The sequence below is a fragment of the Agrobacterium sp. GW821-FHT14E08 genome (genome assembly GCF_058803865.1).
On record NZ_JBXAPJ010000002.1, the window covers coordinates 754,094 to 773,360 of the forward strand.

The 19,267-nt window shown below is 59.4% G+C and carries 20 protein-coding genes and 1 tRNA gene; 7 read left to right on the plus strand and 14 right to left on the minus strand.

Translation table 11 applies throughout. The features are described from left to right. Positions 1-13: 13 nt before the first annotated feature. Both upp and AC1ROR_RS12405 read left to right on the plus strand, forming a co-directional pair. A complete protein-coding gene (gene upp, locus AC1ROR_RS12400) occupies positions 14-643 on the plus strand; it encodes a uracil phosphoribosyltransferase (RefSeq protein WP_003524359.1) in 630 nt (209 codons plus the stop codon). 134 nt (positions 644-777) lie between these two features. Further along, a complete protein-coding gene (locus AC1ROR_RS12405; protein ID WP_498589553.1) occupies positions 778-1,299 on the plus strand; it encodes a TIGR02281 family clan AA aspartic protease in 522 nt (173 codons plus the stop codon). On the opposite strand, the gene deoA is transcribed toward AC1ROR_RS12405, so the two are convergent. The 10 genes from deoA to AC1ROR_RS12455 form a co-directional block, all read right to left on the minus strand. Beyond that, the gene (gene deoA / locus AC1ROR_RS12410; protein ID WP_498589554.1) at positions 1,292-2,608 is read right to left on the minus strand and encodes a thymidine phosphorylase; all 1,317 of its coding nucleotides are present in this window, start codon (positions 2,606-2,608) and stop codon (positions 1,292-1,294) included. The genes AC1ROR_RS12405 and deoA overlap by 8 nt on opposite strands. Further along, on the minus strand, positions 2,605-3,378 hold the full coding sequence (gene deoC / locus AC1ROR_RS12415; protein ID WP_498589555.1) for a deoxyribose-phosphate aldolase: 774 nt from the start codon (positions 3,376-3,378) through the stop codon (positions 2,605-2,607). Before deoC ends, deoA begins: the two co-directional genes overlap by 4 nt. Before the next feature lie 2 nt (positions 3,379-3,380). Then, positions 3,381-4,181 carry a purine-nucleoside phosphorylase gene (locus AC1ROR_RS12420; RefSeq protein WP_498589556.1) on the minus strand — a complete coding sequence of 267 codons (801 nt, stop codon included), beginning with the start codon at positions 4,179-4,181 and terminating at the stop codon, positions 3,381-3,383. Further along, entirely contained in the window at positions 4,181-4,585 is a 405-nt protein-coding gene (locus AC1ROR_RS12425; protein ID WP_080833002.1) for a cytidine deaminase, read from the minus strand. The genes AC1ROR_RS12420 and AC1ROR_RS12425 overlap by 1 nt, the downstream gene beginning before the upstream one ends. A gap of 4 nt (positions 4,586-4,589) precedes the next feature. Then, positions 4,590-5,561, minus strand: coding sequence for an ABC transporter permease (locus tag AC1ROR_RS12430; protein ID WP_003493080.1), 972 nt, complete (start codon positions 5,559-5,561; stop codon positions 4,590-4,592). 6 nt (positions 5,562-5,567) lie between these two features. After that, positions 5,568-6,671, minus strand: coding sequence for an ABC transporter permease (locus tag AC1ROR_RS12435; protein WP_498589557.1), 1,104 nt, complete (start codon positions 6,669-6,671; stop codon positions 5,568-5,570). Positions 6,672-6,678: 7 nt separating this feature from the next. After that, the gene (locus tag AC1ROR_RS12440) at positions 6,679-8,184 is read right to left on the minus strand and encodes an ABC transporter ATP-binding protein (protein ID WP_080722937.1); all 1,506 of its coding nucleotides are present in this window, start codon (positions 8,182-8,184) and stop codon (positions 6,679-6,681) included. An 82-nt stretch (positions 8,185-8,266) separates the two neighbouring features. Then, positions 8,267-9,259 (minus strand): BMP family lipoprotein, encoded by a 993-nt coding sequence (locus AC1ROR_RS12445; RefSeq protein WP_004439166.1) that lies wholly within the window; start codon positions 9,257-9,259, stop codon positions 8,267-8,269. Positions 9,260-9,473: 214 nt separating this feature from the next. Further along, positions 9,474-10,124: a peptide-methionine (S)-S-oxide reductase MsrA gene (msrA, locus tag AC1ROR_RS12450; protein WP_498589558.1), complete on the minus strand. Its 651-nt coding sequence runs from the start codon at positions 10,122-10,124 to the stop codon at positions 9,474-9,476. 76 nt (positions 10,125-10,200) lie between these two features. Continuing rightward, entirely contained in the window at positions 10,201-10,518 is a 318-nt protein-coding gene (locus AC1ROR_RS12455) for a hypothetical protein (protein ID WP_035219627.1), read from the minus strand. 220 nt (positions 10,519-10,738) lie between these two features. Between AC1ROR_RS12455 and AC1ROR_RS12460 the strand changes: the two genes are divergently transcribed. The 5 genes from AC1ROR_RS12460 to dnaJ all read left to right on the plus strand — a co-directional run bounded on the left by AC1ROR_RS12460 (position 10,739) and on the right by dnaJ (position 16,247). Next, positions 10,739-10,828: transfer RNA gene (locus AC1ROR_RS12460), tRNA-Ser, on the plus strand. 342 nt (positions 10,829-11,170) lie between these two features. Further along, positions 11,171-11,809, plus strand: coding sequence for a DUF2239 family protein (locus AC1ROR_RS12465; protein ID WP_142174691.1), 639 nt, complete (start codon positions 11,171-11,173; stop codon positions 11,807-11,809). A gap of 64 nt (positions 11,810-11,873) precedes the next feature. After that, the gene (locus AC1ROR_RS12470) at positions 11,874-12,779 is read left to right on the plus strand and encodes an alpha/beta fold hydrolase (RefSeq protein WP_498589559.1); all 906 of its coding nucleotides are present in this window, start codon (positions 11,874-11,876) and stop codon (positions 12,777-12,779) included. Between the two features lie 342 nt (positions 12,780-13,121). Next, positions 13,122-15,023, plus strand: a complete 1,902-nt coding sequence (dnaK, locus tag AC1ROR_RS12475; RefSeq protein ID WP_035219639.1) for a molecular chaperone DnaK — start codon at positions 13,122-13,124, stop codon at positions 15,021-15,023. Positions 15,024-15,113: 90 nt separating this feature from the next. Continuing rightward, positions 15,114-16,247 (plus strand): molecular chaperone DnaJ, encoded by a 1,134-nt coding sequence (gene dnaJ / locus AC1ROR_RS12480; protein WP_035219642.1) that lies wholly within the window; start codon positions 15,114-15,116, stop codon positions 16,245-16,247. Between the two features lie 65 nt (positions 16,248-16,312). On the opposite strand, the gene AC1ROR_RS12485 is transcribed toward dnaJ, so the two are convergent. The 4 genes from AC1ROR_RS12485 to AC1ROR_RS12500 form a co-directional block, all read right to left on the minus strand. Beyond that, entirely contained in the window at positions 16,313-16,864 is a 552-nt protein-coding gene (locus AC1ROR_RS12485; RefSeq protein ID WP_498589560.1) for a DUF924 family protein, read from the minus strand. A gap of 13 nt (positions 16,865-16,877) precedes the next feature. Further along, positions 16,878-17,090, minus strand: coding sequence for a SlyX family protein (locus AC1ROR_RS12490; protein ID WP_035219653.1), 213 nt, complete (start codon positions 17,088-17,090; stop codon positions 16,878-16,880). 152 nt (positions 17,091-17,242) lie between these two features. Beyond that, a complete protein-coding gene (locus AC1ROR_RS12495; RefSeq protein WP_035219655.1) occupies positions 17,243-18,748 on the minus strand; it encodes a tripartite tricarboxylate transporter permease in 1,506 nt (501 codons plus the stop codon). Between the two features lie 9 nt (positions 18,749-18,757). Beyond that, positions 18,758-19,219, minus strand: a complete 462-nt coding sequence (locus AC1ROR_RS12500) for a tripartite tricarboxylate transporter TctB family protein (RefSeq protein WP_035240376.1) — start codon at positions 19,217-19,219, stop codon at positions 18,758-18,760. Positions 19,220-19,267 lie beyond the last annotated feature (48 nt).

Here is a 19,267-nt window from a genome sequence, read left to right on the forward strand (position 1 = left end):
GAAGGCCAGTTTCATGGACGGCGTCACAGTCATCGAACATCCGCTGGTGCGGCACAAACTTACCATCATGCGCAAGAAGGAAACTTCCACGGCCGGCTTCCGCCGCCTGCTCAGGGAAATTTCAACGCTGCTCTGCTATGAAGTGACGCGCGACCTTGAAATGACGATGGAAACCATCGATACGCCGCTCGAAACCATCGAGGCCCCCGTGCTCGAAGGCAAGAAGCTGGTTTTCGCCTCCATCCTGCGCGCCGGCAACGGCCTGCTGGAAGGCATGCTTGAACTCGTGCCTTCGGCGCGTGTGTCCCATATCGGCGTTTATCGCGATCATGACACGCTGGAAGCTGTCGAATATTACTTCAAGGCTCCAGAAAGTCTCGATGCGCGCCTGATCATCGTTGTCGATCCGATGCTGGCAACCGGCAATTCCTCCATCGCCGCGGTGGAAAAGCTGAAGGAACGCGGTGCGAAGAATATCCGCTTCCTGTGTCTGCTGGCGGCACCTGAGGGTATCAAGAACTTCCGCGAAGCGCATCCCGATGTGCATATCTACACCGCCGCGATCGACAGCCATCTGAACGAGAAGGGTTATATCGTTCCCGGTCTCGGCGATGCCGGCGACCGCATGTACGGCACCAAATAAACCCGTTCATCATTGCTTAACCGTTTGAGCCATTCGCCGCCTCCACCAGCGGCGAATGGCTTTTTCTTTTAAGGTTTCAGCATGTTTTCCGTCTATTCTGGGCAAGAATAACCTGCCCCTGGAGGAGCAAAGGCTTGCTGACGCGCGCGATTTTTCTGCTTGTTGGCCTTTCGGTCGGTGCCACGCAAATTCCGGCGCTGGTGGAAAAATTTCAGCCGCGCCCGGAAGCAAGCATTGAGAAAGCGGAAGCCAGACCCGAAGCAGCCAAACCGGAGTCCGTCTCCCTTGGCGGTGTCAATCTGAAAGCGGATGCCCGCGGCCACTTCAACGCCACCTTCCGCATCAACGGCAAATCCTTCGACGGACTTGTCGATACCGGCGCTTCCATGGTCGCCATCAACGAGACGATTGCGCGCCGGCTCGGTTACGGCGTCAACAGCCTCGATTTTAAATACGCGATTTCAACGGCCAATGGCCAGACCATGGCAGCCTATGTGAAGCTCGACCGGGTGGAGATCGGCGCTATCCGGGTGCAGAATGTCGACGCCATGGTGCTGAAGGACAATGCGCTCGGTAACATGCTGATCGGCATGAGCTTCCTCAAACAACTATCGTCTTTCAAGGTATCGGGCGGCGAGATGCGGCTGGTCAGGTGACCCGCTCGAGAATGGGCGCATCGATCTCTGGCAAGCTGTCGGCAATTCCGTAGCAGGCCGCTACCCTTTTCACCGCACGTTCTGCGTCGTCGCTGGAAGCGGCGTGGACAATGGCGATCGGCTCGCCCTTTTCCACTTTCGCACCGAGCGGCAGGATATCCGAAATACCGACGGAAGGATCGATCGTGTCCGATGGCTTTTTTCTGCCGCCACCGAGCTCGACGACAACCATGCCAAGATCACGCGTGGCGCAGGAGGCGAGCAAGCCGCTACGCTCCGCCAGAACCGGAAGAATGACCGGAGCAGACGGCAGATAGCGGGACGGGTGCTCAACGAAGTCCAATGGACCGCCCAGTGCCGAAGCCATCCGTGCAAAGATTTCCAGCGCCCGACCGGAGGAGAGCGCAGCTGACGCCAGCGCCTCTCCTTCCTCCAGCGTGGCCGCCTTTTTCGCCTGCACCAGCATTTCCGCCGCAAACGACAGGACCACCTTTTCAAGACGGGTGCCGGCCTTGCGACCGGCCAGAAAATCCAGACAATTGATGATTTCGACCGCGTTGCCGGCGGCATCGCCAAGCGGCTGGTTCATGTCGGTTATCAGCGCCGTTGTCGGCAGGCCTGCGCCATTCGCCACATCGACCAGCGCGCGGGCCAGATTGCGGGCATCCTCGACGCTCTGCATGAAAGCACCGCTGCCGACCTTCACATCCAGAACCAGCGTTTGCAGCCCGGCTGCAAGCTTTTTCGACAGGATGGAAGCGGTGATCAACGGTATGGAATCGACCGTGGCGGTCACATCGCGAATGGCATAAAGGCGTTTATCGGCGGGGGCGAGATCGCCCGTCTGGCCGATGATGGCGCAGCCGACCGTCTTTACCGTCCGGCGAAACAACGCCTCGTCCGGCATGACATTGTAACCGGGAATCGCTTCCAGCTTGTCCAGTGTGCCGCCGGTATGGCCAAGGCCCCTGCCGGAAATCATCGGCACGGCGAGACCACAGGCGGCAACGATGGGGGCGAGCATCAGGGAGACATTATCGCCAACACCGCCGGTGGAGTGCTTGTCCGCCACCGGCCTGCCGAGATCGCTCCATGAGAGGATATCGCCGCTGTCGCGCATCGCGAGCGTCAGCGCCACCATCTCATCCCGGCTCATGCCGCGAAAGAACACCGCCATGGCAAAGGCAGCCGCCTGGCCTTCCGAGATGCCATCTTTCGAAAGCGCCTCTATGAAAGCGGCAATCTCACGAGGCTCAAGTGACAGGCCATCGCGTTTGCGGCGGATGATTTCCTGCGGGATCAAGCTCAATACCCGCTGGCGGCCTTGGCGGGCTCACCGCCGGCCAGCACGTTCAACACATCATCGAGAACACCCGAGGCGCCAAACCGGAAGGTGGACGGCATGGCCCAGTTGGGCGCCATGATGGTTTCCGCCAACCTGAGGTAAAGCGTGGCGTCCTCCACCGTGCCGATACCGCCGGCGGGCTTGAAACCCACCTTCTGCCGGCTGTCGCGGATCGCCTGCAACATGATGTCGGCTGCCTCCAGCGTGGCGTTGATCGCGACCTTGCCGGTTGAGGTCTTGATGAAATCGGCCCCTTCGGCAATGGCGAGTTCGGATGCGCGACGGATCAGCGCCTTGTCCTTCAACTCGCCGGTTTCAAGAATGACCTTGAGCATCACGGGTGCAACGCAGGCCTTGCGCACGGCGGCCACCATGCCGGAAACCGCCGTTTCATCGCCTGCTATGAATTTGCGATAGGGAATGACGAGATCGATTTCGTCAGCGCCGTCGCGGATTGCCGCCTCGGTTTCCGCAACCACGGTCGCGATGTCGAGATCGCCCGAAGGAAAATTGACGACCGTGGCGATGCGGATAGCATGGTCTTTTCCGAAAGCAGCACGGGCCTGCGCCACGAAACGCGGCCAGATGCAGATCGCGGCCGTATTGCCGTATTCCGTATGCGCCCGCTGGCACAGAGCGGCGATCTGCTCGGGCGTGCAGTCTTCCTTGAGATTGGTCAGGTCCAGCAAGGACAGGGTGAGGGCAGCCGCTTCGCGCGGACGCTGGAGTTCCATGGTCACGCTCCTCCTGCGATCATTTCCTTCAAGACAGCGGCAAGCCTCTTGCCGCCCACGGGAGCCATATCCTTGGTTTCTTCATGGCTCAGTTCCGCGCCGGTCATGCCGGCACCGTAATTGGTAATAACCGATGCGGCGGCGACGCGCATCCCGAAAAAGCGCGCAAGGATGACTTCCGGCACGGTGGACATGCCAACAGCATCCGCCCCCAGCAGCCGCGCCATGCGGATTTCCGCCGGCGTTTCGAAGCTCGGGCCGGAAAACCACATATAGACACCGCCGAACAAAGGCACCGTCGCACGGATGGCGGCGTTGCGCATGGCAATCATCAGATCAGGATCATAAGCGGTGGTCATGCCGACGAAGCGGCGATCGCTTTCCTCGCCGATCAGCGGGTTCATGCCGGAATAGTTGATGTGATCGGTAATCTGCATGACCGAGCCGGGCGGCATATCTTGCCTGACCGAACCTGCCGAATTGGTGAGGATGAGCGACTGCACGCCGAGACCGGCCAGCGCTTCGATGACGACCCGCATGGCCGCCGGATCGCCCTTTTCATAAAAATGCACCCGGCCGGAAAGCATCATGACAGGCTCGCCGCCGAGATAACCGGCCACCAGCTCGCCCGCATGGCCGGAAACGCCGCTTGCGGGAAAACCGGGAAGCTCGGCATAGGGTACCCGGACCGGATCGCTGACTTCTTCAACCAGCGAACCGAGGCCCGAGCCGAGGACGATGGCGACACGCGGCATCAGGCCGTTCAGGCGCTCCACCAGAATATCGATCAGGGTGTCCGTCATCAGGGTAACTCGGTCTTGAAGCTGGCAGGCAAGAGCTCTTCCATGGTCATGACCTTCTGGACGCCGGTTTCGTCACAGAGATAGATTTTCGTCTCCGGCGTCGCGAATTCGGCAATCTTCTGCCGGCAGCCACCGCAAGGTGGGCAAAGAGCAAGCTTTTCGGCGATGACGGCAATTTCGCTGATCTTCTTTGCTCCGCCCATGATCATGGCGCTGATGGCGGAAGGCTCCGCGCACCAGCCCTGCGGGAAGGAGATGTTTTCGATATTGGCGCCCTTGTAGATTTTTCCATCGTCGGCGCGGATGGCCGCGCCGACCGGAAATTTCGAATAGGGCGCATGGGCAAAGGCCATGGCCTCAACCGCTGCCTCGAACAACGCATGAGATGTCGGGTTGGAGGACATGGATTTAACGCTCCTTCGCATAGGCAACGCCACCGGCCTTGGGGGGCTTGGCGACGCCGATGAAACCGGCAAGCAGGATGCAGGTCAGAATATAGGGCATGGCCTGGAATATCTGCACCGGCACCTCGCCGATACCGGGCACGGATTTGCCCTGCATGAAGTTGGCGAAGGCATCCAGAAAACCGAAGAGCAGGCAGGCGAACATGACCGGCACCGGCTTCCATTTGGCGAAGATCAGCGCTGCAAGCGCGATATAGCCCTTGCCGGCCGACATGTTGGCGATGAAGGCCGCCGATTGCGCAACGGCGAGATAGGCGCCTGAGAAACCGCAGAGGAAACCGGCGACGATGACGGCGCGAAAGCGCATCCATGTCACCGAAATGCCTGCCGTATCCACCGCGCCCGGGTTTTCTCCCACGGCGCGCAGACGCAGGCCGAAACGGGTACGGTAAAGCACCCACCAGGACAGCGGCACCGCCAGAAAGGCGAGATAGGTGAGGATATTGTTGCCGGAAATGACATTGGCATAAAGCGGGCCGATGAAAGGCACTTCGCGCATCGCATCCGCACCCGGCAGGATGATTGGCGCAAAGCGGCCTTCGGACGGCAATTGCGGCGTGCGGCCGCCCTGCCCGAACCAGGCTTGCCCCAGAACGACCGTCAGACCGGCGGCGATGAAGTTGAGCGCCACGCCCGACACAATCTGGTTGCCGCGATTGGTGATGACGGCGAAACCATGGATCAACGAAAAGAGGATGGAGACGGTGATGCCCGCCAGCAGACCCGCCCATGGATCTGCCGTGAGATAGGCGACACAGGCGGAGGCAAAGGCCGCCGCCAGCATCTTGCCTTCAAGCCCAATATCGAACACGCCGGCGCGTTCGGAAAAAAGCCCGGCAAGTGCGGTGAAGAGAAGCGGTATGGTGAGTCGGACGGTCGAGCCGAGGATGCTGACCAGCATATCGAAAAAATCCATATCAGCTCACCCCTTTGCCAAACGCTGATAGATGCGGACGACCGCCGGCCGGTACATATATTCCAGCGCACCGGCAAACAGGATCACCAGACCCTGGATCACCACGATCATCTCGCGGGTAATGTTCGGCATCTCGAAGGAAAGGTCAGCGCCGCCCTGATAGAGAATGCCGAACAGCAATGCCGAGAAGATGATGCCGAGCGGATGGCTTCGTCCCATCAGCGACACGGCGATGCCGACGAAGCCTGCACCGCCGACGAATTCCACCTGCAGACGGGCGGAAGCCCCCATGACCGGGTTCAGCGCCATCATGCCCGCCAGGCCGCCGGAAATGAGCATGGCGATGATGACGGTGCGTGCATAGGGAATGCCGGCATAGATAGCGGCCGACGGGCTGATGCCGAGCGTGCGCATCTCATAACCGAGCTTGGTGCGCCAGATCAGTACCCAGACGAGGAAACACATGACCAGCGCGATGATGAAGGAGACGTTGAACGGCGCCGGCCCAAGCTTGAGGCCGAACAGCGCCATCAGCCAGTCCAGCTTCGGCAATTGCCCACCCGGCAGAAAGGTGCGCGTTTCCGGCGCCATCTTGCCGGGCACGATCAGCACATTCACCAGCAGATAGACCATCAGCGCAGCCGCGATGAAGTTGAACATGATGGTGGTGATAACGACGTGGCTGCCGCGCTTGGCCTGCAGCCAGGCCGGAATGAAGGCCCAGGCCGCGCCGAAAAGTGCCGCACCGATGACGGCGAAAGGCATCGTCACATACCATGGCACGTAGCGATCAAGCACCAGCGCCACCAGCGCGGCACCCAGCCCGCCAATATAGGCCTGACCTTCCGAGCCGATGTTGAATAGGCCGGCATGAAAGGCGACTGCGACGGAAAGGCCCGTGAAGATGAAGCTCGTCGTGTAAAACAGCGTGAAGCCGATGGCATCACCACGGCCGAGCGCGCCTTCAATGAGCAGACGAAGTGCTGCCAGCGGGTTTTCACCGATAGACCAGACAACGAGGCCGGAAATCAGAAAGGCGGTGACGACGTTCAGCAACGGCAAAAGGCCGTAGCTGATCCAGTTTGGTAGGGGTACGGAAGCGGTACTCATTCATGCCTCATGCGGCGATGCCGGCCATCATCAGGCCCAGCGTCTGTTCTTCGGCTTCCGCCGTTTTCTCTCCAACGACACGCCCGGCGAACATGACCATGATCCGGTCCGAAAGGGAACGGATTTCATCGAGTTCGACCGAAACCAGCAAAATCGCCTTACCGGCATCGCGCATTTCAATGATGCGGCGATGGATGAATTCGATGGCGCCGATATCCACGCCGCGGGTCGGCTGGCCGATGATCAGCATCTTGGGGTCACGTTCGATTTCGCGGGCAACGACGATCTTCTGCTGGTTGCCGCCGGAAAAATTGGCGGTCTTCAGCTGCGGGTTCGGCGGGCGGATATCGTATTTCTCGATCTTTTCGACCGCATCCCTGCGGATGGCCTCGGGGTTGAGGAACGGTCCTTTGCCGTATCTCTCATCATGGTGATAACCGAGGATGGAGTTTTCATATTCTTCGAACTTCAGCACCAGCCCCATATGGTGGCGGTCTTCCGGGATATGCGCGAGGCCGAGCCTGCGCAGAATGGCCGGATCGGGGCGATCCACCTTCTGGCCATCCACCCATATCTCGCCCGAATAGGGCTTGCGGATGCCGGCGATGGCCTCGAGCAGTTCAGACTGGCCATTGCCCGCCACGCCGGCAATGCCGACGATTTCACCGGCGCGAACATCGAGCGAGACATCATCCACCATGGTGACGCCGCGACTGTCCTTGACAGTGAGATTACGGATGGAGAGCAGAACATCGCCCGGTGTCGTCTCGCCCTTTTCCACCCTGAGCAGCACGCGGCGGCCAACCATCAGTTCGGCCAGTTCCTCGACGCTGGTTTCGGAGGTCTTGCGGGTCGCAACCATTTCACCGCGGCGCATGACGGAGACGGAATCCGTGATCGCCATGATCTCGCGCAGCTTGTGGGTGATGAGGATGACGGTCTTGCCCTGCTCGCGCAGGACGCCGAGAATCTTGAAAAGGTGATCGGCCTCAGCCGGCGTCAGAACGCCGGTCGGCTCATCGAGGATCAGGATTTCGGCGCCACGATACATGGCTTTGAGGATTTCGACACGCTGCTGCAGACCGACCGGCAATTCTTCGATGACCGCATCCGGATCGACTTCCAGACCGTAATCGTCCTCGAGGCGCTGCAACTCCTTGCGGGCCGCCGCCCGGCCCTTGGCGAGCGATGCGCCGCCTTCCGCGCCGAGCATGACGTTTTCCAGCACGGTGAAATTTTCCACCAGCATGAAATGCTGATGCACCATGCCAATGCCGGCATTGATCGCGGCCTGGCTGTCGCGGATCACGATCGGCGCACCATTGACCCGGATTTCGCCGGCATCCGCCTGGTAAAATCCGTAGAGGATCGACATCAGGGTCGATTTCCCGGCGCCGTTTTCCCCGATGATGCCGTGGATCGTGCCCTTGGCGACGGTCAGATTGATATTCTTGTTGGCGTGAACGGCACCGAATTTCTTGTCGATGCCCACCAGTTCGATTGCAGGGTCCATACTCAAACCGAAACCTTTCCGAAGGCTGGATATGAAAAGGGCGCAAGATGAAAAACATCATGCGCCCCCGTTACATATCATATCATTTCGGGCAGGAATTATCCGCCATATAGTCATGAACCTTGACGGCGCCGGAGATGATGTCGGCCTTCGCCTTGTCCACGGCGGCGGTCATTTCCGGCGTGATCAGGGCCTTGTTGTTGTCGTCGAGAGCGTAGGCGACGCCATCTTCCTTGACGCCGAGCGCAACGATGCCGGGGGTGAACTTGTCGTCCTTGGCATCCTTATAGGCATTGTAGACGGCCAGATCGACGCGCTTGACCATGGAGGTCAAAACCGAACCCGGATGCAGGTGGTTCTGGTTGGAATCGACGCCGATCGAGAACTTCTTGTTGTCGGCGGCGGTCTGCAGCACGCCGATACCGGTCGCGCCGGCTGCCGCGTAAATCACGTCCGCACCCTGGTCGATCTGGTTCTTGGTGAGTTCGCCGCCGCGCACCGGATCGTTCCAGGCAGCACCCGTGGTGCCGGTCATGTTCTGGAAGACTTCGATCTTGTCGTTGGCAGCCTTGGCGCCCTGCGCATAACCACAGGCGAACTTACGGATCAGCGGAATATCCATGCCGCCGATGAAGCCGACCTTGCCGGTCTTGGAGGCCATGCCCGCCAGAAGACCGACGAGATAAGAGCCTTCATGCTCCTTGTAGACGACGGAGCGGACATTCGGCAGTTCGACGACGGAATCGACGATGACGAACTTGGTATCGGGGAATTCGGCCGCGACCTTTTCCATGGCCGAGGTCCAGGCGAAGGACACGGCGACGACCGGGTTGAAGCCCTTGCTGGCGAAGTTGCGGATGGCCTGTTCGCCCTGCGTGTCGCTGGTCGGCTCAAAATCGCGGAACTCGATGCCCGTTTCTGCCTTGAACTTTTCAGCGCCGGCCGCAGCGGCTTCGTTGAACGACTTGTCGAACTTGCCGCCCGTGCCATAGACCAGCGCGGGCTTGATATCCGCCGCGAGCGCAGAAGCCGACATTGCGGCAAGCGCAAAAAGTGTCAGAAGGGATTTTTTCATTGTGCAGCCCTGTTGTTGCAATTGATATTATAAGGGTCCTCCCGCAAACCCGTTGACCGGGAATGTCTGCGGAACCGCCAGCCGTTTCCCCGGCTGTGCTTGGCCCATATCCTTGCATGGCTCAATGAAAAATTCATCCGGTTTTTTTGACCCGGTGGAAAAACTTTAATCTGGCGCTTTTTTAGTCTTTCCACCGGCCAAAGCTGCAAAAAATCTAGTCGATATTGCAGCTTACGCCTGTTCCCCTGAGGCCGCAGTAGCCACCCGGGTTCTTGGCAAGATATTGCTGATGATAGTCTTCCGCGTAATAAAATGTTTCAAGCGGCCCGATCTCGGTGGTGATGGCGCCGCCATGGCCCGCCGCCTCCAGGGCGTCCTGAAAAGCGTCACGCGCCTTCTGCGCCTGCTGCAACTGGCCTTCCGTCGTCGCGTAAATGGCGGAACGATAGGTCGTGCCGACATCGTTGCCCTGCCGCATTCCCTGAGTGGGATCATGCTCCTCGAAGAATATCTTGAGCAGGCCCGAGAGCGAGATGACAGCCGGATCGTAAACAACCTTGACCACTTCGGCGTGGCCCGTCTGGCCGGTCGTCGTCTCCTGATAGGTCGGGTTGCGGGTAAAGCCGCCAGCATAACCCACCGCCGTCACCCACACGCCCGGCGTTTTCCAGAATAGCCGTTCCGCACCCCAGAAGCAGCCCATGCCGAGATAGATGGTTTCAAGACCATCGGGATAAGGCCCTTTCAAAGGCCGGCCATTGACGAAATGGTTTTCCGGCACCGCAAGCGCCTCTTCGCGTCCGGGCAAAGCGGTTTCTTCGGTCGGCATCGTCGTCTTTTTTGAAAGCGTATCGAACAGGAACATTCGGTCCTCCATGCGGCCAGTTCCGCCGCTTCTCATGGTTCACATCTGCGGGCGCGCCCAATTCAACAGACAAAAGTCAGGCCGACAAACGCCTCATCGCCTTGTGTTTCCTGTAACCCGCCATCCAGCAAAGCAGGGAAAGCGCCAGGGAAACGGCAAATGCCGGCACCGTCGACAGGGCATTTTCAACGAAGCGCCACGCTTCAGGGTGAATATAGTGAGCCATGGCCGCTTCCACCATGGTGCGCGAGGCAGGAAGAAGATAGTTCCAGACGGACAGGATGCCGGTGATGTTGACCGAGGATGTGGAAACCGAGCGGACCGAATCGAGCACACCCAGAAAAACCGCCGCCACGAGGAAAAGAAAGCTCAAAAACCGCAAAAAAGCTTTCATGGGGGACACCTCGCTTACGAGCCGCCGGTCGGGCAGCCATGTTTTGAAATCTATAATGCATCGATAAAGGCGGGAAAACCGCTTTGCAATCGCATCGGAACGCAGGAAATTGCCGACATTTCAAAAAACTGTCAGATTCGTGTTGATCCCTGCGAATTCATCGGTATATATCGCGCCGTTCCAGTGATTTGCATTCTTCAAAACATGCAGATTTGAAAAAGGACAGGTGGCCGAGTGGTTTAAGGCGCACGCCTGGAACGCGTGTGTGCGTGAAAGCGTACCGTGGGTTCGAATCCCACCCTGTCCGCCATTTCACCGCGCGTCATCAAAAATCACCGAGCAGCTGCGCGACGCCCACCATGGCTGGCTGCGTTCTTTTTTGCGCCCCTATCAGCTGCATCGACGCGGGACGTGTTGGTATCGCGGATCGTTGTCAGGACATTGCCATAATCTGGAACGGCCTCGAAGAGTTCACGGGCAATCGTCAGCGCAGGTTTCTCGCGCTGCGGCGTGCCAATCCCTGACCATGGCAAATTCCAATTCCACCTTCGCTGGACGAGCTTTTTCGAACGGCATTAATTTTACCCGGATATAATTGACGAATCGTATTTTACCCGGGTATTAAGCGCACATCCATTTCGGCGAGCGCGACATGTCCAATTCTTCGAGCAAAACTTGCACCGCATTTTCCGGCAATAAATTGCTGTTCACCGGCCCTTTGGCCGAAGTGGCCATTGCAATTGGCCGATCAGGCGAGACCGACGACGCCGTGCTTGTGTTCGATGATGCGACGGGCCGTGTCGTCGATCTCGATCTGCGCGGTACCGATACGGACATCGTTGAACGACTGTCTCAGCCTCTCAAGACATTGGCGGGCCGGTATCGCCCGAGGGCCGACACTTCCGACGCGACGCTTTCGGAGGAAGATCGGGATCAGAAAAGCCGCGGCCGGCCGAAACTCGGAGTTGTCGCCCGCGAAGTGACGTTGCTGCCACGGCAATGGGAATGGCTGGCGGGCCAGCCCGGCGGCGCTTCTGCCACTCTACGGCGTCTGGTGGAAGAGGCCCGGAAGGCAATGGATCCGCATCAGCAAAGGCGAGCGGCGCAGGAGGCCGCGTATCTATTCATGCAGGCGATCGCGGGAAATCTGCCCGGTTACGAAGAGGCGACACGCGCCCTTTTTGCGGATGATCGCCCCGCGCTGGAAGAACGGCTCGCCTCATGGCCCGCAGATATCAGGACTTACGCCCTGCGTCTCGCATTCGGCCTGACCGATCCTGCGTATTCGTGACGCGCTCCCTGTCTTCCGCCACCGTCACGAAAGTCGTTCCAAAGATTGCCGATGGAGGGCAGCCGTGAACATTGCAAAATCCAATGGCATCGAACTCGCCTGGGACAGTTTTGGCGATGCCGCGAATGAGGCGATCCTACTGATTTCCGGACTGGGAACACAGATGATCCGCTGGACGAAGCCTTTCTGCCAGGACCTGGCCGCGAGAGGGTATCGCGTAATCCGCTTCGACAATAGGGATACCGGATATTCCACCCATTTCAGCGCCTCTCCCACACCGGATTTCGGCACCCTTGCGGCTGAATTGATGGCGGGACGCCGGCCGGACGTCCCCTATTCGCTCAGCGATATGGCGAAGGACACCGTCGGCCTTCTCGATGCGCTCGGCATCGCGAGGGCTCATGTCGTCGGCCGCTCCATGGGCGGCATGATCGCACAAATTCTTGCTAGCGATCACGCTGACCGTGTCCTTTCCCTGACTTCGATCATGTCGAGCACCGGTAATCCCGCCCTGCCGCGGGCGGCACCCGATGTCATGGCGATGATGATGCGCCCCGCCCCTGATCCCACCATCGATCAGGAAGGGTTTCTGGCTGTACGTCTTGCTTTCGCGTGCCGGATTGCCGGCATGGGTTATCCGTTCAACGAAGACGCCCATCGCGCCCTTTTGCTGGAAGAGGTGCATCGCGACCATGATCCCGGTGGCGTGGCACGGCAGATCGCCGGCATGGCCGTGGCTGGGGACCGGCGCTCACGTCTGGCGACGATCACGGTGCCGACGCTCATCATTCATGGAACGGATGATCCCTTGATCCCGCCGGCCTGCGGTTATGATACGGCGCTTTCGATTCCAGACGCGATTTATCTGCCGATCAAGGGAATGGGACACGACATGCCGCGCGCACTTGACCAGACGGTTATCGACGCCATTTGCAGCATGATTAAAGAGAGAGTGCCTCGCGAGGCGTGAGACCCTTCCGGCCCACCATAAGCCCCATAATCGCGAAAGCGGTCAAAACCGCTTCGGAATCGGAGCTCGTTCTCCACCGCCGCCATCGCATCTGATGGCGGGACAGCATAATGTCCAAGTCGCGTTTTCCCGCTTCCGCAAGCCTTGATGGCTATGCTTCTGCACAGACAGGGGTTTCTTGCGCTTTTTTGCTGCGCTTCCCCCTCTCTTGCGCCTTGCAGCAGGAAAAATCGCTCCTTATATACGCCGCATAACTGCAGCGAATACTGCAAATCCAAGTCAAGGAGTTGTCAATGGAATGCCTCACGGGGTTCCGACGGCTCGCTTCAAGGAGAGAAGAGCATGGCAAAAGTAATCGGTATCGACCTTGGCACGACCAATTCCTGCGTCGCAGTGATGGACGGCAAGGACACGAAAGTAATTGAAAACGCGGAAGGCGCGCGCACCACGCCGTCCATGGTGGCATTTTCCGACGATGGCGAACGCCTTGTCGGCCAGCCGGCCAAGCGCCAGGCGGTCACCAACCCGACCAACACCCTGTTTGCGGTCAAGCGCCTCATCGGCCGTCGTTATGAAGACCCGACCGTTGAAAAGGACAAGGCCCTCGTCCCCTTCGAAATCGTCAAGGGCGACAATGGCGACGCCTGGGTGAAGGCGCAGGACAAGAATTATTCCCCGTCGCAGATTTCCGCGATGATCCTTCAGAAGATGAAGGAAACAGCTGAATCCTATCTCGGCGAAAAGGTCGAGAAGGCCGTCATCACCGTTCCGGCCTACTTCAACGACGCCCAGCGCCAGGCAACCAAGGATGCTGGCCGCATTGCCGGCCTTGATGTTCTGCGCATCATCAACGAGCCGACCGCGGCAGCGCTTGCCTATGGCCTCGACAAGAAGGACGGCAAGACCATCGCCGTTTACGACCTTGGCGGCGGTACCTTCGATATTTCCGTTCTGGAAATCGGCGACGGCGTTTTCGAAGTGAAGTCCACCAACGGCGATACCTTCCTTGGTGGTGAAGACTTCGACATGCGTCTGGTCGAATATCTGGCCGGCGAGTTCAAGAAGGATCAGGGCATCGACCTGAAGAACGACAAGCTCGCTCTGCAGCGCCTCAAGGAAGCTGCGGAAAAGGCAAAGATCGAACTTTCGTCCTCGCAGCAGACCGAAATCAACCTGCCGTTCATCACGGCCGATGCTTCCGGTCCGAAGCACCTGACGCTGAAGCTGACCCGCGCCAAGTTCGAAAGCCTGGTGGACGATCTGGTGCAGCGCACCGTCGCACCGTGCAAGGCAGCACTCAAGGATGCCGGCGTTTCCGCTTCCGAGATCGATGAAGTCGTTCTCGTCGGTGGCATGAGCCGCATGCCGAAGGTGCAGGAAGTCGTCAAGCAGCTGTTCGGCAAGGAGCCGCACAAGGGCGTGAACCCGGATGAAGTGGTCGCCATGGGCGCCGCCATTCAGGCCGGCGTTCTGCAGGGCGACGTCAAGGACGTTCTGCTGCTCGACGTGACCCCGCTGTCGCTCGGCATCGAAACGCTCGGTGGCGTCTTCACCCGTCTGATCGATCGCAACACGACGATCCCGACCAAGAAGAGCCAGACCTTCTCGACCGCCGAAGACAACCAGTCGGCCGTGACCATCCGCGTTTCGCAGGGCGAGCGCGAAATGGCGCAGGACAACAAGCTGCTCGGCCAGTTCGACCTCGTCGGCCTGCCGCCGTCGCCGCGCGGCGTTCCGCAGATCGAAGTGACCTTCGATATCGACGCCAACGGCATCGTGCAGGTATCCGCCAAGGACAAGGGGACGGGCAAGGAACAGCAGATCCGCATCCAGGCCTCCGGTGGTCTTTCCGACGCCGACATCGAAAAGATGGTCAAGGACGCTGAAGCCAATGCCGAAGCCGACAAGAAGCGTCGTGCGGGTGTCGAGGCCAAGAACCAGGCCGAAAGCCTCATTCACTCCACCGAGAAGTCGGTGAAGGAATATGGTGACAAGGTTTCCGAGACGGACCGCAAGGCCATCGAAGACGCCATTGCCAGCCTGAAGACGGCGGTTGAAGCTTCCGAGCCGGATGCCGACGACATTCAGGCGAAGACCCAGACCCTCATGGAAGTCTCCATGAAGCTCGGTCAGGCCATCTACGAAGCGCAGCAGGCCGAGGCCGGCGACGCTTCTGAAGGCGGCAAGGACGACGTCGTCGATGCCGACTATGAAGAAATCAAGGACGACAAGAAGTCCGCATAATCGCGTGGCTTCCCTACTCCTCACACCATATGCAAGACATCCGGCTGCCGACGTGCAGCCGGAAATCCATTTGCGGGGCTTGTTATCTTAATGGCGAAAGCAGACTTTTACGAAACACTTGGCGTCAGCAAGACCGCGGACGAAAAAGAGCTGAAAAGCGCCTTCCGCAAACTCGCGATGAAATATCATCCGGACAAGAACCCGGATAACGCCGAATCCGAGCAGAAATTCAAGGAAATCAACGAAGCATACGAAACGCTGAAGGACCCGCAGAAGCGTGCGGCCTATGACCGTTTCGGCCACGCCGCATTTGAAAATGGCGGCATGGGCGGCGGTGGCATGGGCGGCGGCGGTTTCGCCAATGGCGGCTTCTCCGATATATTCGAGGACATCTTCGGCGAGATGATGGGTGGTGGACGCGCACGCCGCTCTTCCGGCGGGCGTGAGCGCGGCGCCGATCTTCGCTACAACATGGAAATCACGCTGGAAGAAGCCTTCGCCGGCAAGACGGCGCAGATCAGGGTTCCGACCTCGATCACCTGCGACGTCTGTTCCGGCTCTGGCGCCAAACCCGGCACGCAGCCCAAGACCTGCGCCACCTGTCAGGGCTCCGGCCGCGTGCGCGCCGCACAGGGTTTCTTCTCGGTGGAGCGCACCTGCCCGACCTGCCATGGTCGTGGACAGACGATTTCCGACCCCTGCGGCAAGTGCCACGGCCAGGGCCGTGTGACGGAAGAGCGTTCGCTCTCGGTCAACATTCCCTCGGGCATCGAGGATGGCACCCGCATTCGCCTGCAGGGCGAAGGTGAGGCCGGCATGCGCGGTGGCCCGGCGGGCGATCTTTACATCTTCCTGTCAGTCCGGCCGCATGAGTTCTTCCAGCGCGATGGCGCCGATCTTTATTGCACCGTGCCGATTTCCATGACCACGGCGGCACTTGGCGGCACTTTCGATGTCACGACGCTCGACGGTACCAAGTCGCGCGTCACGGTTCCGGAAGGCACCCAGCCGGGCAAGCAGTTCCGTCTGAAGGGCAAGGGCATGCCCGTGCTGCGTTCGGCGCAGACGGGCGATCTCTATATCCAGATCCAGATCGAGACGCCGCAGAAGCTCAGCAAGCGTCAGCGCGAGCTGTTGCAGGAATTCGAGCAACTCTCCTCCAAGGAGAACAATCCGGAATCGACCGGCTTCTTTGCCCGGATGAAGGAATTTTTCGACGGCTGATTATCGTCGTTGCGCATCATGACAAACGCCGCCGTCTTTCGGGACAGGCGGCGTTTTTGTTAAGATCAGCCGGAAAAACCGCCTTCCTGCAGATATTGCCGTTCCTCCGGCGTCGTTTCCCGCAGCAATATTTCATTGCGGTGCGGAAAACGGCCAAAGCGCTCGACGATATCGCGATGCTCTTCAGCATGGTGCAGATAAAGCCCGCCAAGCGGCTGGTTGAGAGTGCAGGCACGCTCCTGATCCTTGAGGTCTTCCGCATGAGAAAAGGGCAGATAAAAAAAGACGCGCAAATCCTCGCCCAGCGCCTGATCGTGGCCCCGGCGGATCGCCTCGTCGGCGAATAGTCGCGCCAGCGGATCGGTCGCATACATATGCGCGGTGCCGCGAAAGCAGTTGCGCGGAAACTGATCCAGCAGAAGCATCAGCGCCAGACTGCTTTCCGGCTCCCCCAGCCAGTCATCCAGTTCGCGCCTCGCGGCGGCGAAATGGGCGTCGCTGAAACGGTCGTGGAAGTGGTTGTCGAAGGCGGCATCCTTGTCGAACCATTTTTCAGGTCCCGCCTTCCTCCAGAAATCCACGATATCGCCGGCAAGTGCGGATATGTCTTTTTTCATTGGGTCTTCCCTGTCAGTAATGCGGCGGACGGGTGATTGCAGGCGCGTCCAGCGATTGCTCCTCCAGACTCAGAAACCTCTCCGTCAAGCGGTCGAGCTTGGCGCGGGTCTGTTCCACCACCTTCCACTGCTCCGCCAGCTGATCGGACAGTTCCTCCACGGCCTTGGCCTGATGCGCGATCGTTTCCTCAAGCGCGATGATCCGTTTTTCGGTTTCCGACGTCATATCGACCTCTCTTTCCCGCCCTTCCTTGTGCCTTACGGGCTTCGAGTCAACCATACGCCGCTTTCGTGAACCGGATTCGTCATATTGATCGACTCAACGAAAAACGCCGGCGACGTTTCCATCACCGGCGTCTGAATTTTTCCTGATTTTGCTCAGTCCTCTTCGACGAAGACTTCTTCGCGCTTTTTCTTCACGCTTGGCAGGAAGACGACGATCAACACCGCAAGCGCAATAAAAAGCAGGGTGGCGCTGATCGGACGCGTGACGAAGGTCATCGGATCGCCACGCGACAGGATCATGGCGCGGCGCAGGTTCTCTTCCAGCAGCGGGCCAAGCACGAAACCCAGAAGCAGAGGTGCCGGCTCGCAGCGCAATTTCACCAGCACGTAACCGATGAAACCGAAAAAGGCGACGGCATAGAGATCGAAGACGTTGGAATTGACGCTGTAAACCCCGATGGCGCAGAAAGCCATGATAATCGGGAACAGCACGTAATAGGGCACCGTCAACAGCTTCACCCACAGCCCGATCAAGGGCAGGTTCAGGATGACGAGCATCAGATTACCGATCCACATGGACGCGATGATGCCCCAGAACAGCGCTGGCTGCTCGGTCGCGACGTTGGGGCCCGGCACGATGCCCTGAATGATCATGGCACCGATCATCAGCGCCATAACCGGGTTGGCTGGGATGCCAAGGGTGAGCAACGGAATGAAGGAGGTCTGGGCGCCAGCATTGTTGGCGGATTCCGGACCGGCCACGCCGGCAACCGCGCCGTGCCCGAATTCCTCCGGGTTCTTGGAGACGCGTTTTTCCACGGTGTAGGATGCAAAGGCAGCGAGGATTGCGCCGCCGCCCGGCAGGATGCCGAGTGCGGAACCGATGGCCGTGCCGCGCAGCACCGGGCCGATCATACGCTTGAAATCCTCCTTCGACGGCATCAGGCTGCTGACCTTGGCGATCAGCACCGACCGGGTGCGCTCATTTTCGAGGTTGCGCAGGATTTCGGCGATGCCGAAGACGCCAACAGCGACCGCAACGAAATTCAGGCCATCGGCATATTCACGGATGCCGAGGGTGAAGCGGGGCGTGCCGCTATAGATATCGGTGCCGACCAGGCCAAGCAGCAGGCCGAGCACCACCATGGCCAGCGCCTTGACGATGGAGCCATGGGCAAGTGCGATCGACGAAACGAGGCCGACGACCATCAGTGAGAAATATTCCGCCGCACCGAACTCCAGCGCAATCGCCGTCAGAGGCGGAGCGAAGATTGCCACGAGAAAGGTGGACACCGTGCCGGCAAAGAACGAACCGATGGCAGCAATGGCGAGAGCGGCGCCCGCCTTGCCCTTGCGCGCCATCTGGTAACCATCGATGGCAGTGACGGCGGAGGACGATTCGCCGGGCATATTGATCAGGATGGCCGTGGTGGAGCCGCCATATTGCGCGCCATAATAAATGCCGGCGAGCATGATCAGCGATGAGACGGGTTCGAGCTGGAAGGTGATCGGCAGCAGCATGGCGATAGTCGCCGTCGCGCCGATGCCGGGCAGCACGCCGATCAGGGTGCCGAGCAGCACGCCGATCAGGCAGAAGAACAGGTTTGCCAGCGACGAGGCGGTGACGAAACCGAGAGCAAGATTATCGAGCAAATCCATCGCAGCACCTCAAAATTTAAGCCAGGGGCCGAAGCGCTGGAACGGCAGGCCGAGACCGTAATTGAAAACAGCAACGGAAAAGACCGTGATGGCTGCGGAAAGAATGACCGCCATGAGTGGGCTCATCTTGTGGGAGGCGAAGGCCGCGATAAGGGCGCTGAAAAAAAGCGCCGGCACAAAGCCAAGGCCCCGGACAGTGAAACCGAAGAATATTGGCGCGGGCAGGATGAAAAATATGCCTCGCCAGGCGATCGCTCCGATACCTTCCCCGGCCGGGCGGGCCGACCGCAGAAATATGACGCCACCGAGCAGGATCAGGATGATTGCCAGAACGAGCGGGAAATAGCCCGGCCCCATGCGAAAGGCGGTTCCGATCTCCAGCCCATAAGACTGCAAGGCGAAAAAGACGCCAAGTCCCATGAAAATTGCCCCGCAGACTGCCTCGGCAGGGTCATTAAATAACGACTTCATGAAAGATGCCCCTCCATTGCGGCCGGTGACACACCGATCGCGCTTTAA